At 73.0% G+C, this 15,168-nt stretch carries 11 protein-coding genes; 6 read left to right on the plus strand and 5 right to left on the minus strand.

Features of this window, described 5'->3' with window-relative positions:
- Positions 1–861, plus strand: an 861-nt coding sequence (locus tag GCU69_RS15745) for an extracellular catalytic domain type 1 short-chain-length polyhydroxyalkanoate depolymerase (RefSeq protein WP_156206393.1), incomplete at its 5' end; no start/stop codon positions are given.
- A 417-nt stretch (positions 862–1,278) separates the two neighbouring features.
- Here the strand turns inward: GCU69_RS15745 and GCU69_RS15750 are convergent.
- Positions 1,279–3,450: a restriction endonuclease gene (locus tag GCU69_RS15750; RefSeq protein ID WP_176604586.1), complete on the minus strand. Its 2,172-nt coding sequence runs from the start codon at positions 3,448–3,450 to the stop codon at positions 1,279–1,281.
- A 215-nt stretch (positions 3,451–3,665) separates the two neighbouring features.
- Between GCU69_RS15750 and GCU69_RS15755 the strand changes: the two genes are divergently transcribed.
- The gene (locus GCU69_RS15755; RefSeq protein WP_098751581.1) at positions 3,666–4,199 is read left to right on the plus strand and encodes a DinB family protein; all 534 of its coding nucleotides are present in this window, start codon (positions 3,666–3,668) and stop codon (positions 4,197–4,199) included.
- Positions 4,200–4,476: 277 nt separating this feature from the next.
- Positions 4,477–5,496 (plus strand): glutamine synthetase, encoded by a 1,020-nt coding sequence (gene glnII / locus GCU69_RS15760; protein WP_156206394.1) that lies wholly within the window; start codon positions 4,477–4,479, stop codon positions 5,494–5,496.
- A 493-nt stretch (positions 5,497–5,989) separates the two neighbouring features.
- On the opposite strand, the gene GCU69_RS15765 is transcribed toward glnII, so the two are convergent.
- The 3 genes from GCU69_RS15765 to GCU69_RS15775 all read right to left on the minus strand — a co-directional run bounded on the left by GCU69_RS15765 (position 5,990) and on the right by GCU69_RS15775 (position 10,173).
- Positions 5,990–6,901: a Gfo/Idh/MocA family protein gene (locus GCU69_RS15765; RefSeq protein ID WP_156206395.1), complete on the minus strand. Its 912-nt coding sequence runs from the start codon at positions 6,899–6,901 to the stop codon at positions 5,990–5,992.
- 365 nt (positions 6,902–7,266) lie between these two features.
- Positions 7,267–9,081 carry a PepSY-associated TM helix domain-containing protein gene (locus tag GCU69_RS15770; RefSeq protein ID WP_328629999.1) on the minus strand — a complete coding sequence of 605 codons (1,815 nt, stop codon included), beginning with the start codon at positions 9,079–9,081 and terminating at the stop codon, positions 7,267–7,269.
- 291 nt (positions 9,082–9,372) lie between these two features.
- Positions 9,373–10,173, minus strand: a complete 801-nt coding sequence (locus GCU69_RS15775) for a hypothetical protein (protein ID WP_156206396.1) — start codon at positions 10,171–10,173, stop codon at positions 9,373–9,375.
- 636 nt (positions 10,174–10,809) lie between these two features.
- Here GCU69_RS15775 and GCU69_RS15780 point away from each other — a divergent pair.
- From GCU69_RS15780 to GCU69_RS15790, 3 genes are all read left to right on the plus strand, one after another.
- Complete coding sequence (locus tag GCU69_RS15780) at positions 10,810–12,093, plus strand: sensor histidine kinase (RefSeq protein WP_098751589.1); 1,284 nt, start codon at positions 10,810–10,812, stop codon at positions 12,091–12,093.
- Positions 12,057–12,743: a LuxR C-terminal-related transcriptional regulator gene (locus tag GCU69_RS15785; RefSeq protein WP_098751590.1), complete on the plus strand. Its 687-nt coding sequence runs from the start codon at positions 12,057–12,059 to the stop codon at positions 12,741–12,743. Before GCU69_RS15780 ends, GCU69_RS15785 begins: the two co-directional genes overlap by 37 nt.
- A gap of 65 nt (positions 12,744–12,808) precedes the next feature.
- A complete protein-coding gene (locus GCU69_RS15790) occupies positions 12,809–14,263 on the plus strand; it encodes a DUF1996 domain-containing protein (RefSeq protein WP_235978502.1) in 1,455 nt (484 codons plus the stop codon).
- 222 nt (positions 14,264–14,485) lie between these two features.
- Here GCU69_RS15790 and GCU69_RS15795 read toward each other — a convergent pair whose 3' ends face one another.
- A complete protein-coding gene (locus GCU69_RS15795) occupies positions 14,486–15,049 on the minus strand; it encodes a peptidase inhibitor family I36 protein (RefSeq protein ID WP_156206397.1) in 564 nt (187 codons plus the stop codon).
- Positions 15,050–15,168: the final 119 nt, after the last annotated feature.

Consider the following 15,168-nt stretch of genomic DNA (forward strand, 5'->3'; position numbering starts at 1 on the left):
GCTCCGGCCGCGCAGCTGACCGAGGTCACCAACTTCGGCGACAACCCCAGCAACCTGCGCATGCACCTGTACGTACCGGACAACGTCCCCGAGAACCCGGCCGTCCTCGTCGCCGTGCACTACTGCACCGGCACCGGACCCGGCTTCTTCTCCGGCACCGAGTTCGCCTCCCTCGCCGACCGCCACGGATTCATCGTCGTCTACCCCTCCGCCACCCGCAGCGGCCAGTGCTTCGACGTCTCCTCCGCCCAGGCCCTCGAACGCGACGGCGGCAGCGACCCCGTCGGCATCCGCTCCATGGTCCGCCACGTCGAACAACACCACAACGCCGACCCCGACCGGATCTACGCCACCGGCGCCTCCTCCGGCGCCATGATGACCAACGTCCTCCTCGGCAACTACCCCGACGTCTTCCAAGCCGGCGCCGCCTTCGCCGGCGTACCCCACAGCTGCTTCGCCAACAACGACGGCTCCGGCTGGAACAGCGCCTGCGCAGGCGGCACCGTCGACCGGACACCGCAGCAGTGGGGCGACCTGGCGCGCGCCGCGTACCCCGGATACAGCGGCGAACGGCCCCGCATGCAGATCTGGCACGGCACCAACGACGACACCCTGCGCTACCCGAACTTCACCGAGCAGATCGACCAGTGGACCAACGTCCACGGACTGAGCCGGACCCCCGACTCCACCGACACCCCGCAGTCCGGCTGGACCCGCACCCGCTACGGCGGCACCGGCGACCAGACACCCGTCGAAGCCATCAGCATCCAGGGCGCCGGCCACAACCTGCCGCAGAGCGGCATGGCGGCCCGGGCCGTCACGTTCTTCGGCCTGGACTCCGGCGCGCAGGCGTCCGGCTGAGCCCGCGGTCCGGCCCGTGCCGGAGGTGACCGGCTCGGCCCCGCCCGCCGAGCCCGTGAACGCTCCGGCCCCTGAACGGCCCGGCCGTGTGGCGGCACGGCCGGGCCTCGGGGCGGCCCCGCCCGTCGGGGCCGCCCCACCCCGCGCACGCCGCCCCGTACGCGGGTGTCCGCCCGTGGGCCGTGCGCCCGTGTCCGTACGCGGGTCCGCGGGTCCGCCCGTACGCGGGTACGTCGGTACGTGGGTACGTCGGTACGCCCGTACGCCCGTCAGCGTCCGTCGTCCGTCGTCCGTCGTCCGTCGTCCGTCGTCCGTCGTCCGTCGTCCGTCAGTATCGGGGCGTGCCCGCCCGGCCATGCACCGTGGTCGGCATCCACGTCGTTCCCGGAACGATCTCGGTGCCGCCCCACCTACCGCCTACCGGACTTCGATCCCGTACTCCTCGACCAGTGCGAGCAGACCGCCCGGGTATCCCTTGCCGCCGGGGACGAACTGCCAGTCACCGTTGGAGCGCCTCCGGAAGGCTCCGAGAACCAGCGCCTTCTCGCCCGGCCGTCCATCGGACACTTCCAACGCCTCGGCCTCCGTGCCCGACGGATCCGACAGCCTGATGGAAGCATGGGTGAATCCGGCGAGGTCCGCTTCCGGGTCGGTCTCCGGATCAACCGCGGCAACGAGTACCAATCGGTCCGCCTCGGCCGGCAACCGGTCGAACCGGACCCAGATCGCGGCTCGGTCCGTGCCCGTACCCGGCATCATGCGGACGCTGCCGCCAGGGTTTCGGCGATTGTTGTAGAAAACGAACTCCTCCTCCGAGACCACCCGGTTGCCACGGCAGCTGAGAGCGCACACGTCCACGACGACGGACCCGCGCCACGTCATCCCGAGCACACTGGTCTGGTCCAGTTCGTCTTCGCCTGCCGAGTCCGTTTCCGCCGTTGCGCGGGAAGACGCCGCATGCTCCGGTGACGCAGCCAGCCGTCCTCCGTCACCATCGACCGCGGTGCTCCTGCCGGGCCTCGAATCCGGCGCCGTTCCGCCCAGGCGTCCCCGGAGACCACCGCGGCCCAGCAGCCCCACCAGTTCGTCGCCCGCGATCAGGGTGAGTGGTTTCCCGTTGGCGAAGGTGTGCGCGCCGGGACCGAAACGGGAGGTGGTGATCAGGATGCCTTTGTTCGCCCCGGCGTCCTGCACCGTGCCGTACAGATCCCGCACCGCACTCGGCGGAACGGTGTTGCGGTATCGCTTCACCTGAACGACGATCTTGCCGCCTCGGATGGGATCAGGGTCAAGAGCGTCCACGTCCACACCCCCGTCGTTGGAGCGCTGTGTCGTCACAGCCTGCATCCCCATGGAGCGGAACAACTCCGCGACGAGTTCCTCGAACTCGATCGGGTCCATGGCGAACAGGTCCGGGTCCTCCTCTCCGCCATGGGACACCACAGTCCGCCCGGCATCCTCCGGACGCCTTGCGGGGCGCACCGCCCTGCGCCGGTCCGGGCGCTGGGACAGCTCTCCTCGCAGTCCCTCGACCAGGCAGTCCGGCGCGCAGACCTGGGTCAGGTCGAGGCGGTCGAACCCCTCGCGGGTGGTCATCACCGTAGCGAGGCAGATCTGCACAGGCCTGCCGGTCGCCGGGTCGGTGTCGTTCACGAAGCCGTTGAGCGCGACGGAGCAGAGCACTTCGAACCGATCGGCGGAGAAAAGATCGTGCAAGGCCAGCAGCACGCTCTGGGCCAGCACCTCTCGGTACAGTTCACGCCGTTCCGTCGCAGGCCGCTGGGTCTCCTTGTCACGGTCGGCACCGGGCATGTACCGCACCGCCGACACGTCGGGCACGACGGCATACGCCGGCAGCTCCCAGTCCAGGACCAACTGTCGCTGTGCCGGGTCGTACGACGCCGAGACCTGCCGGGGAAACCCTTCCGGCCAACCCTGCGAGGCGTACAACGCCGCTGTGAAGAACTCCACCACGGCCTGCTGGTCCTTGTTGCGCAGTGCGACGGCCAGTTCCTCGACACCTGCGTTGTGCTGTCTGATCTCAGCCAACTGCTGCTCGGCCCACCGCTGGTACTGCTGCCGGTAGGCCTCGAGTTGGCTCTGTCTGTGGGCCTCCGCCGCCTGTGCCTGGCGCCAGTCCTGCTCGTACCGCAACCGCGCCTGCTCATGTGCCTGCCGACTCGTCCCGAAACCCCAGCCTCCGGACTGAGGCTGGTACGCGGCCGGATCAGGCATCCGGATCGGAGTGGCCAGTTGTCCAGGTGCGAACGGTTCCACTTGTTCCGGCCGGAGCAGTGCGGCCGTCGAGAAGATCGGAGCGGCACACCCTTCCACCAGAAGACTGCGGAGCCGTTCGACCCTCTGATCCAGTTCCTCCGTGCGTTGGCGGGCATCGGCTTCACGCCTCTGCCGGTACGCGGCCTGTTGTTCCCGCTGCGCACGCGCGGCGGCTCGTTCCGCGGCCCGCTGCCGTCGTTCTTCCGTTCGCTGATGCTGGGCCCAGGCTCGCTGCTGTGCTTCTTGCTGGCGCTGCTGCTGTCGCTGGATCTCCGCCCAGGTCCCGATCAGCCCACCGGGTCGTCTGGTCATGCTGTTTGGCCCCTCCCCCGGGCGGTCTCCCCCCACACCCCTTGTGGCCGACCGCTCAGCCGGGACCGTGACTCTATTAGCCTTTCACCGGTCTGACGAGACATGGATTCACTCTGTTTACAAATAATCTTCTGAGGCTTCCCGGTCGCTGGTTCACAGCCGTACCTGATCGAATCCGTCCATCGGGAAGCCTCCGGCACGAAAGGATGCACGGCATGACCAACTTCGACCGCCCCATACCGCCGCTGACGGCCGACGAGCGCACCGGGCTCGAAACGTGGCTGGAGTTTCACCGGGCCACGCTCGCGAGCAAGTGCGAAGGACTGACGGAAAAGCAACTGCGGGAGGCCTCCGTGCCGCCGTCCGCGATGACGCTGCTCGGGCTCGTGCAGCACATGGCGGAGATCGAGCGGAACTGGTTCCGGCGGATCCTGACCGGCGAGGACGTACCCCCGGTCCACGGCACGGATCCGGACATGAAGGACACGGACGGCGGGTTCCGGCTGTCCGAGGACCTGAGCCGCGAGGAGGCGTTCGCCCGCTGGCACGCGGAGATCGAGCGCGCCCGGGAGATCTGCGCCGTGCGCAGCCTGGAGGACACCGGGCAACTGCCGGACATCCCGGGCAACCTCGTGAGCGGCCCGGTCAACCTGCGCTGGATCTACAACCACATGATCGAGGAGTACGCGCGCCACAACGGCCACGCCGACCTCATCCGGGAGCGGATCGACGGCCGCACCGGTCCCTGACCCGGCCCGGACAGGCACTCCGGCCCCGGCCCCGGCTCCCACGGGGCCGGGGCCGCACACGCGGAGCCGCCCGGCGGTGGCCGGGACGTAGCACGGGCGACACATTCGGGCCGCCGCCGACACGCCCGCTTTACACACGGGCAACGGTCGGGAAACGGCCGATTGCGATGCTGCGGCGAGTGGTGGCCGGGGCCGGCCGACGGGGCAGAGACCCGGCCCGGCCCCCGCGACCCCGACGCACCCGCAGCTGTCCGCACCCGTAAGAGGGGGACCACCCGTGACCTTCAAGGCCGAATACATCTGGATCGACGGGACGGAGCCGACCGCGAAGCTCCGTTCCAAGACGAAGATCCTGGCCGACGGTGCCGAGCCGCCGGTCTGGGGCTTCGACGGGTCCAGCACCAACCAGGCCCAGGGCCACTCCTCCGACCTCGTCCTGCAGCCCGTGTTCCGTTGCCCGGACCCGATCCGCGGCGGCGACCACATCCTCGTGCTGTGCGAGGTGCTGCACACCGACATGACGCCGCACCCCTCGAACACCCGCGCCCTGCTGCGCCCGGTGGCCGAGAAGTTCGCGGGGCAGGAGCCGGTTTTCGGCATCGAGCAGGAGTACACGTTCTTCGCCGGCAGCCGCCCCCTCGGCTTCCCGGAGAACGGCTATCCGGCCCCGCAGGGCGGCTACTACTGCGGTGTCGGCGCCGACGAGATCTTCGGCCGCGAGATCGTCGAGAAGCACCTCGACAACTGCCTCGCCGCGGGCCTCGGCCTGTCCGGCATCAACGCCGAGGTCATGCCGGGCCAGTGGGAGTTCCAGGTCGGCCCGCTGTCGCCGCTGGAGGTATCGGACCACATGTGGGTGGCCCGCTGGCTGCTCTACCGCACGGCCGAGGAGTTCGGCGTCTCCGCGACGCTCGACGCCAAGCCGGCCAAGGGCGACTGGAACGGCGCCGGGGCGCACACCAACTTCTCCACCAGGGCGATGCGCGAGGGCTACGAGCCGATCATCACCGCCTGTGAGGCGCTCGGCGACGGCGACAAGCCGCTGGTGCACGTGAAGAACTACGGCACCGGCATCGAGGCCCGGCTCACCGGTCTGCACGAGACCGCCCCGTGGAACGAGTACAGCTACGGCGTCTCCGACCGCGGCGCCTCGGTCCGCATCCCGTGGCAGGTGGGCGTGGAGAAGAAGGGCTACATCGAGGACCGGCGGCCGAACGCCAACGTCGACCCGTACGTGGTGACCCGGCTGATGGTCGACACCTGCTGCTCCGCGCTGGAGAAGGCCGGCCAGGTCTGATCCCGGGCCGTCGGGGCGGGGAGGCCGGCGGAGCACGGCCGCCCCGGAGCCCTCGCAGTCCCCGGAGTCCCCGGAGTCCTCGCAGTCCCCGGAGCCCTCGCAGTCCCGCAGTCCCGCAGTGCTCCACCGGCCTCCCCGCCCGCCCGGGCGCCCGCTCGCGCACATGCCCTGACAGCGCGGCGGGCGCCCGTCGTTTGTGCGGGGCGGACACCGGAACGGCCCCGGGTGCCGCAGTCGTGAGACCGCCGGAACGGCCCCGGGCCGCGCCCCGGGCCGCCGTCGCGAGGCCGCCTGAACGGCCGTGAACCGCCGTCGCGAGGCCGCCGGAACGGCCGTGAACCGCCGTCGTGGGGCCGCCTGAAGGCCGCCGGGCAAGGGCTTGCTTCCGGCCGGGCCTCGGAATGGGGCTTCGGGAACGGGCCACGGGAATGGCCTCGGCAGGGTTTCAGGAGCCGGGGGAAGGGCTTCGGCGGCACGTGCCGGACACGCGCCGTCAGCCCGCCGTCGCGGGGCCGCGCGCCAGGTCCGCCTCCGCCGCCTCCAGGATCTCCGTCACCCGCACCCCGAAGCGGATGTCGCACGGGTGCGGCTCGCCCGTGCGCACCGAGTCCAGCAGCGCGTCGACGGCCCGGGCGAAGGCGGCCTCCGGGCCGATCCCGCCGTCGGGCAGCGTGGTCACCCCGTGCTCGCCGCGCAGTTCGACGCCGGCGCCGGCCGCCGCCGCGGGCGCGGTCAGGCTGAGGGTGGCCGTGCTGGTGGCGCCGCCGGTGTGCCGCAGCACCAGTTGCACGGTGTCCCCGGGGCCGCGGACGGCCCGTACCGCGTCGGGCCCGGTGACGTCGCCGAGCGCGGGCAGCAGCACCGACAGCGCGTGCGGCCCGACGTCCCAGAGGGCGCCCCGCTCCCGCCGCCACGGCGACTCGGTGAACGGGCCGGGCGGGCTGCCGTCGGCGAAGAGCGAGGCGACCCAGTCGGCGTGGGCCGTGAACCAGCCGCCCTTCGCGGCCTGTTCGGTGATCCACGTCTCCGGGGCAGGGTCGTGGCGGACGGTGAAGAAGACCACGGACGCGACCGCGCCGCGCCCGGCCGCGGCGGCGATCCGGTGCGCGTCCCCGGCGGTGGTGGCGACGGGCTTGTCCAGCAGCAGATGGCAGCCGGCCGCCGCGGCGCGCGCGGCCAGCGGCGCCTGGACGTCCGGCGGCAGGGCGATCGAGACGGCGTCCACGTCGGCGAAAAGCGCGTCGGGATCGTCGTACGCCCGGGTGCCGTTGGCCGCCGCGAGCTGGGCGGCCGCCCCGGGCCTGCGGCCCCAGACGCCGGTGAGCGTCACGTCCGGGTGGGCGGCCAGCGCGGGCGCGTGCACCCGCGCGGCCCACGGGCCGGTACCGAGCAGTCCGATACGCATTCCAGAAGTTCCCTTCGCCGCCGTCACCGACGCGGCCGCCGCGCCGCGACGACCGCCACGGGACACGATCATCGTCGGTCCCGGCCCGACGATGCCCGGAACCGGCGGCCCGCACAAGCGGTTACCGGACGCGCCCGGCCGGACTGCCGGCGCCCGCCGTCCGTGCCCGTCACGACCGGGCCGGTGACCGGGTCGCAACCCCGGCCACCGGCCCCGCCGCGCGCCCGTGCCTCGACCCGTGCGGCAGCCCGTACGACCCGCCGAGCCTCAGCCCGTACGACCGCCGGGCGTCAGTCCGTGAGGTCGCCGGGCCTCGGTTCGTGCGGCGTACGGTCGCCCGGTCCTCACGTACGGCCGCCCGGTCCTCAGCCCGCGCGGTCGCCCGGCGCGAGCGTGCCGTCGCGCCGGCGGGCCACCGCCGCCCGCACCGCGTCCACGGCCAGGAACAGCAGCAGGCCCCACCCGAACAGCGGCAGATACCAGCCCACGACGGCCGCCACCGCGAGCAGCGGCAGCAGCAGATGCACCGGTGCCTTCCGCCAGGCACCGCGCGCCGCCGGCGGCCGGGCGGCGCGGAAGCCGGTGTCCCGGGTGGGCCGGCGCTGCCACCACATGCGGTAGCCGAGCACGATCAGCACGACGAGCCCGGTCGCCAGCGCCATCAGCAGCAGCTGGTTGGGCAGCCCGAGGAAGAGGCCCATGTGGGCGTCGATGCCGAACCGGCTGAGCTGGGCGAGCACCGGGAAATCGGCGAAGGCGAGCGTGTCCACCACCTCGCCGGTCATCGGGTGCACGGAGACCGCGTCGAGGTGCACGGGCCACTGCTTGTCGTTCTCGGTGACGACGTACGCCCCGTTCTCCTCGGCGGGCACGGTGATCACCACGGGGCCGTCCAGCCGCTGTTCCGCGGCGATGTCCAGCAGCCGGTCGAGGCCGATGTCCGCGCCCGCACCGGGCCGGTGGCCGCTCTCGCCGTGGGCCTCGCCGTGCCCCTCGTGCCCTTCGTGCCCGCCGCCGCCGGACCCGCCCGGCTCGACGGTGGCGGTGACCGCGGGGGTGGCGCCGCGCAGTTGTTCGCGCAGCTCGCCGATGTTCGCGCCCGCGTACTTGGACCAGGTCAGTCCGGTCGCGGACAGGAACAGCAGGCCGAGCACGGCCCAGATGCCGACCGAGCCGTGCCAGGACAGCGATCGCCTGCGGCCGCGCAGCCCCCGTTCCGGAAGCAGCAGTCCCCGGACCGGCGGCAGCGGTCCCCGGGTCGCGCGCCGGCGCCGCAGCCACAGGAACAGCCCGCCGAGGGCCACCACCCACAGCCAGCTGGCGGCCAGTTCGCTGTAGAAGCGGCCGGGCTCCCCGAGGTGCAGATGCCGGTGCAGCTCCGATATCCAGGCGCGCACGGGCAGCGCTCCGGAACTGCCGTAGCTCACGAGGTCGCCGCGCACCTCGGCGGTGTACGGGTCGACGAAGACGGCCAGGGACTCGCTCGTGCCCAGTGCGGGGTCGGCGAGCAGCACCCGGGTCGTCGCGTCGTCCTCCGCGGACGGCCACACCTGCGTCACGGGTTTGCCGGGGTGGGCGGCGACGGCCGCCTCGACCTGCGCGGAGAGCGGGGCGGGGTTCGGGTTGCCGGGGACGGGGACGGTCAGCTCGTCGGCGTAGACGACTTTCTCGATCTGGTACGAGGCCGCGTAGAGAAAGCCGGTGACCGCGGCGACCAGCAGGAACGGGGCGATGAGCAGACCGGCGTAGAAGTGCAGCCGCAGCACGGCCGGACGCAGCGTACGGGCCCGCGCCCCGGGACCGCCGGACCCGGCGGCGGCTTCGGCGGCGCTCTCGGTGTCGCTCTCGGTGTCGCTCTCGCGGGTGGCTCCGGCGGCGCTCTCGTGGGTGGCTCCGGCGGCGCCCTCGTCGGGCTCGGGCGGTGCCGGTTCGGTGGCGGGCCCGGGGACTGCCGGGGCGGCGGCTTGACCGGCGGCCGGGCCCGCGGCCGGTGAACCGTCCGGACGGCGGGCCGTCTTCGGTTCTGCGGCCTGCGGTCCCGGGGCCTGCGGTTCGGCGGGAGGTGCTTGTACGGGCTCCGCTTGTACGGGCTCCGGATGCGGGGACTGCGGATTGGCGGACTGCGGACGCGTGGACCGCGATCGCGCGGGGCGCGGTTGCGCGGGGTCGTCGATGGACACGGGGGTGCCTCGCTTCGGTGTCGGCCGTCGGCCCGGGTTCCGGGCGCGGCTCGGGGGCGGGAGGTCAGGCCGCCCGGCGCGCCGGAGCGTGCGGGTGGTCTCCCGGTGCGCGTACGCCGGTACGGGTACGGGCGCGCGCGCCGGGCCCGCCGCCTGCCCCGGGGGACGCGGTCCGGCCGAGCGGCCGGGCGGACACGTCCGCCGGGCGGCGGTCGAGGCGGCCTGAAGGTCCGCGGGTCCGCCCGTCCGGCGGACCCGCGTGCGGTCACGCCGGCTCCGCCCGCCGGCCCGTCAGGCGAACCGGAGGACGGTGCCGGGCGTGCCGGCACGGGTCGTCACGGCACGCGGCGGGCCGCGGCGGGAGAGCACATGGGCGAGCAGCGCGCCCCGCAGCCGTACGGCGGGTGTCCCGTCCGCCGGCCTCACCGGTTCCGCGGTGGCGTCCCCGCCGGACGCGGCGGCCAGGGCGGTACGGAGGAGGCGCCGCAGGGGTACGAGGGCGAGCGCGCCGAGGCAGCGCAGCAGCCGGAAGAAGGCGGCCTCGCCCTGCCACAGCCACAGCGCGCAGCAGAGCGCGGCGAACAGGTGGGCGGTGAGCATGGCCGGGGTGGCGTGGCCGGTGTGCGAGGCGGCGGCGCCGGTGAGTTCGCCGAGGACGGCGGAGGCGCCGCCCGACGGGTGGCCCGCGGCCGGGGCCGCCCGGGACGCGCCGGAGTGCAGCTGTTCCAGGGCCGCGGGGGGCATCGCTCCGGCACCGTGCGGCGCGTACGGGGTGCCGGCGGCGTGCATGGCGGCCCAGGTGTCGCGCAGCGGCGTGGGCCGGCCGGGCCGCAGGGCGCCCTGCCCGTCGGTGAAGATCACATGCAGCGTGCCCTGCACCAGCAGCAGGGTCCCGGCGATGGAGCGCACCCCGCGCCGGCGGCCGCCCGCGAGCCAGGCGAGACCGCCGGTGGCGCCGAACGCGGCCAGCAGCGCGGGCAGCGGAATGTCGCCGCCGGACATCGCCGCATGGCCCGCGGCGGCGAGTACGACGGACACCGCCGCGAAGAGCGCGGCCCGGAGGAGGCGCGTCAGCGACCCGGCTGCCGTCATGGTGGCCACATGCTGCCACCCGGGCGGTGGCCGCCACGGCAGGTCGGCGGAACGTCCGGCTTGCGGCCCGGGCGGGCCGCTTGTCCGGCTCTGCCCGGTCCGCGACGGCCGGTCCGGAGCCGATTCCGCCCCCGGGTCGCGGCGAACCGAGCCGCCCCGGCCCCCGCGGAAGCCGAGCCCGGAGCCACCCGGACTCTCATCCGCACGGAGCCGCCCCGGCCCCCGCGGAAGCCGGGCGCGAATCCACCCGGACCCGCAGCCACCCGGCCCCGCAGCGGCCGGGACCGCCTGCGCTCCGCCGGAGAACTCCCCATCACAAGCGCCGCCCGCCCACGACGGGCACGGCCCACGCCGAGTCCCCGCCCCCGCGAAAAGCCGGACCCGCAGCCACCCGGACCCGCAGCGGCCCGGACCCGCAAGCGCCCGGGACCCCGCCACCACCCGGCCAAGCCGTCCCCAGCCGCGTACCGCCCCGCCGGACCCGGCAGCCGCCCCTTTTCCTCCTCGCCCGGCGCGAGGTGGTGCTGGGTACACCCCGGCTCCGGGGGTGGAACCCAGTGCCCCTGTCCGTGCCGCCCGCCAGACTGGTGCCGTGCCCGGGGAGCGGGTGCGCGGAGTGGATACGGGGAGTGCCCGATGAGGACGAGAGTGCGGGAAGCACTGCTGGCGGGGGTGCGGGGGCTGGCGCTCACCGTGGTGTCGCTGGCCGGGTCGGTCACGCTGTTCGTGATGTCGGTGGTGTCGGTCGTCCTCATCGTGCTGGGCGTGGGCGTGTTCACCACGCCGGCGGTGCTGACCGCGGTGCGCGCGTTCGCGAACTGGCGGCGGGTGGTGGCGTACGAGTGGGCGGGGGTGCGGGTGCCCGCCGGCTACCGGCCCGCCCCGGCGGATCCGCGCGAGGGCGTGACCGGCCTGGTGGAGCGCTGCGTCCTGCTGCTGAAGGACCCGGCGACCTGGCGGGATCTGCTGTGGCTGCCGGTCGACATGACAGCGGGTGCCGTCACCGCGCTGCTGCCGGCCGCGCTGGTGTTCTATCCGCTGGAGGGGCTGGTGATCGCCGCCGGTCTGTGGCGGGCGTTCAGCGGTGGTTACTGGTACGGCTTCGTCCCGATCGAGGGCCAGGCCTCCGGTCTCGCGGCGGCCGCCCTCGGCGCGGTGATCTTCGCGGCCGCGCTGTACGTCAATCCGCTGCTGCTCCGGCTGCACTTCCGGCTGGCCGGCGCGGTGCTGGCGCCGCCGAAGGACGTGCTGGCCCGGCGGGTCGAGCGGCTCACCGAGACCCGGCACGACGCGGTCGACACCTCGGCCGCCGAACTGCGCCGCATCGAACGCGACCTGCACGACGGGGCGCAGGCCCGGCTGGTGGCGATGGGCATGAACCTCGGCACGGTCGAGGCGCTGATCGAGAAGGACCCGGCGCAGGCCAGGAAGCTGCTCGCCGCTGCCCGCGCGTCCTCGGCGGAGGCGCTGGCCGAGCTGCGCGACCTGGTGCGGGGCATTCATCCGCCGGTGCTGGCGGAGCGCGGGCCGGCCGACGCGATACGGGCGCTGGCGCTGCGCATGCCGCTGACGGTCGACGTACAGGCCGATCTGCCGGGCCGGGCGGAGGCGCCGGTGGAGGCGGCCGCGTACTTCGCGGTCAGCGAGGTGCTGACGAACGCGGCGAAGCACTCGGGCGCCGACCGGGTCTGGGTGGACCTGCACCACGACGCGGCGGCGGGGATGCTGCGCATGTCGGTCACCGACAACGGCCGCGGCGGCGCGGTGACCGGCCGGGAGGGCGGTGGCCTGGCGGGGGTGGAGCGGCGGCTCGGTACATTCGACGGAATCCTCGCCGTCAGCAGCCCGGCGGGCGGTCCGACCATGGTGACGATGGAGATTCCGTGCGTGTTGTCCTCGCAGAAGACCTCTTCCTCCTGAGAGACGGCCTGGTCCGGATGCTGGAGGCGTACGACTTCGAGATCGCGGCCGCCGTGGAGAGCGGGCCGGAGCTGACCCGGGCGCTCGCCGAGCAGAAGCCGGACGTCGCGGTGGTCGACGTCCGGCTCCCGCCGTCGTTCTCCGACGAGGGGCTGCAGTGCGCGCTGGCGGCGCGCCGGGCTTCTCCGGGGCTGCCGGTGCTCGTCCTCTCCCAGCACGTCGAACAGCTGTACGCGCGCGAGTTGCTCGCGGACGGCACCGGGGGCGTGGGGTATCTGCTGAAGGACCGGGTGTTCGACGCGGAGCAGTTCGTCGACGCGGTACGGCGGGTGGCGGCCGGCGGCACGGCGATGGACCCGCAGGTGATCTCGCAGCTGCTCTCCCGGCGTTCCCGGGACGAACCGATGGGCGGTCTCACTCCGCGCGAACGGGACGTCATGGAACTGATGGCGCAGGGCCGGTCGAACGCGGCCATCGCGGACCGGCTCGTGGTCACCGAGCGGGCGGTCGCCAAGCACACCTCCAACATCTTCGCGAAACTCGGCCTGCCGCCCTCCGACGACGACAACCGCCGGGTCATGGCGGTGCTGGCCTATCTGGACCGCGGCGAGCACGGGCAGTCCCCGGGTAAACATTCGCGGATCCGGTGAACACGACGGGTTCCGGATGCGTACCGGAGCCCATGAAGCCCAAGACACACAAGCGTTCCCCCTTGATGAACAGGACGGTTGCGGCGGCGGCAGCTCTCCTGTTGGGAGGCGGCGGGCTAGCTGCGGTCAATGTCTACGCCTCGGCCGGCACCTCCTCGGACGACGACAACCGCCGGGAAGGAGCGGCTGCACAACGAGCATCGACCATCGCCTGTCCGGAAGTCGTGGACCGGCTGCAGAGGGTGCCGAAGCGGTCCCGGCAGGAAGTGGACCGCAATCTCGCCGCGCTCGACTCCCAGATCGGCGAGGCGTACGAGCGCCTCGTACGGAACCGGGCGGCCGCGGCGCAGGACCGCGGCTGGACGCAGAACTCCGTCCTCGGCCCGCTGTCCGAGAAGCGGCGCGCCACCATCGAACGCATCAGAACCGCCCTGGAGCGGGCCGGCCAGAACCCGGTCGGCCTGGAGAAACTCGCCCGGTGCGGGATGAAGGACGGCGGCACTCCGCGCCCCGGCGACGGGGAGGGCGACGGCGGTGGTGACGGCCAGGACGGCGGCCAGGACGGCGGCCAGGGCGAGGGAGAGAACGGCGGCCAGGGCGGTGGCGAGGGCGAGGGCGGCGAGGAGCCCCCGGCCACCGGTCCCTCGCCCGAGGACTTCGTGAACATCGAGTCCGTCGAGCCGAACGTCGAGGACCCGGAGGCCCAGGGCAACGCCTCCACCGGGACCTTCACCACCAGCTGCGGCGTCAACGAGAACGGCAAGTTCAACTCGGACAACGTGATCGCGGCGCCCGGCGTGGCCAACGGCGCCCACCACATGCACGACTACGTGGGCAACCAGGACACCAACGCCTTCTCCAGCGACGAGAGCCTCGCCGCCGGCGAGACGAGCTGCGAGAACCAGGAGGACCAGTCGACCTACTACTGGCCGGTGCTGCGCGATCTGACGGCCGGTGACGAGGCGGATGTCAACGAGCCGGGCGGCGGCCAGGACGGCAATGTCGGCAAGATCATCCAGCCCGCCGAGGTGACCCTGGAATTCCAGGGCAGCCCGCAGGGCGAGGTCGTCGAGATGCCGCGCTTCCTGCGCATCATCACCGGTGACGCGAAGTCGTTCACCAACGGCGACGCGAACGCCAACGCGTCCTGGAGCTGCACGGGATTCGAGGACCGGCAGCTGGCGGACAAGTACCCGCTGTGCCCCTCGGGCAGCCAGGTGGTCCGCACGTTCACCTTCCAGAGCTGCTGGGACGGCCAGAACACGGACAGCGCCAACCACCGCACGCACATGGACTTCGAGAACGAGCAAGGAGGCTGCGACAACGGCTTCGTGGCGGTGCCCAAGCTGGTCCAGCGGATCGTGTACGACGTGCCGGAGGGCCCGAACTTCGCCGTCGACTCCTTCCCGGAGCAGCTGCACAAGCCGATCACCGACCACGGCGACTTCATCAACGTCATGTCGGAGGGCCTGATGGCGGAGGCGGTGAACTGCATCAACTCCGGCGAGGACTGCAACTGACCACCGACCGACGAACACCGACCACCGACCACCGACCACCGACCGACGCACACCACACACTGCACACCGGAACACCCGCACATCGGAACACCCGCACATCCGCACACCGTGGCGGCCCCCGCGGCCGCCCGGACCCGGAGGGCGCCGGACCGGTCCGGCGCCCTCCGGACACGCTCGCGCGGCGACCACCGGCCACGAGCCCTTGCCCGGGACGGCCCGCGGTCAGAGGACCACGGCGTCGATCTTGTTGTTCCAGCTGCCGCCGCACGGGTGGTTCGTGTTGCTGAGCTGATCGACCGAGTGCCCGCCCGGGAGGATGTACGTGATGTAGTCGGCGCCCCCGATGTGGCAGTCGGAGTCCACCAGGCCCACGGGGTCCTTCCGGTTGTTGAAGACGCTGTTCGCCCAGTCGTCGGCGTTGTCGGAGGACAGGAAGTGCGTCCCCGCGGTCACGTATTTCCGCATGCCCTTGCTGGTGACGAAGTTCGCGTCGTCCCAGAGACACAGATACTTGTCCGGGCAGTCGCCCTTGTTGAGCACCCCGGTCCCCGGCCGCCCGGTGCCGAGTTCCGCGGCCGCGCGGAAGGCGGCGCCCTCGTCCGCATAGCACCGCTCGCCGCCGTCCGGCTGAAGTACGCAGTACGGCGCGCCCCCGTCGGCCCGCGCCGCCCCGGTGTCCGGCTCGGCCGCGGTGGCGGTGCCCATGCCGCTCATGAGGACGCCCGCACCGCCGAGTGCGGCCACGGTCCGGCGTAACGCGCGCCGCCACTTGTCGGAATTCGCCATTCTCCTTCTCCTTCTTCTCTCTCCGCGCACAGGATGTGCGGCCTGCTGTCCGGTTCGAGCGTCACAGGCCGTGCTGAGAGCGGCATGAGGGAGACCGCAGAGTTGGATGAGGGAGACCG

The sequence above is a fragment of the Streptomyces lycii genome (assembly GCF_009735685.1).
Classification (GTDB): Bacteria; Actinomycetota; Actinomycetes; order Streptomycetales; family Streptomycetaceae; genus Streptomyces; species Streptomyces lycii.

Coding starts and splice junctions, on each gene's coding strand:
- GCU69_RS15750 (WP_176604586.1), bottom strand. CDS start 3,450: ATGACCAGACGACCCGGTGGGCTGATCGGGACCTGGGCGGAGATCCAG.
- GCU69_RS15755 (WP_098751581.1), top strand. CDS start 3,666: ATGACCAACTTCGACCGCCCCATACCGCCGCTGACGGCCGACGAGCGC.
- GCU69_RS15765 (WP_156206395.1), bottom strand. CDS start 6,901: ATGCGTATCGGACTGCTCGGTACCGGCCCGTGGGCCGCGCGGGTGCAC.
- GCU69_RS15775 (WP_156206396.1), bottom strand. CDS start 10,173: ATGACGGCAGCCGGGTCGCTGACGCGCCTCCTCCGGGCCGCGCTCTTC.
- GCU69_RS15780 (WP_098751589.1), top strand. CDS start 10,810: ATGAGGACGAGAGTGCGGGAAGCACTGCTGGCGGGGGTGCGGGGGCTG.
- GCU69_RS15790 (WP_235978502.1), top strand. CDS start 12,809: ATGAACAGGACGGTTGCGGCGGCGGCAGCTCTCCTGTTGGGAGGCGGC.
- GCU69_RS15795 (WP_156206397.1), bottom strand. CDS start 15,049: ATGGCGAATTCCGACAAGTGGCGGCGCGCGTTACGCCGGACCGTGGCC.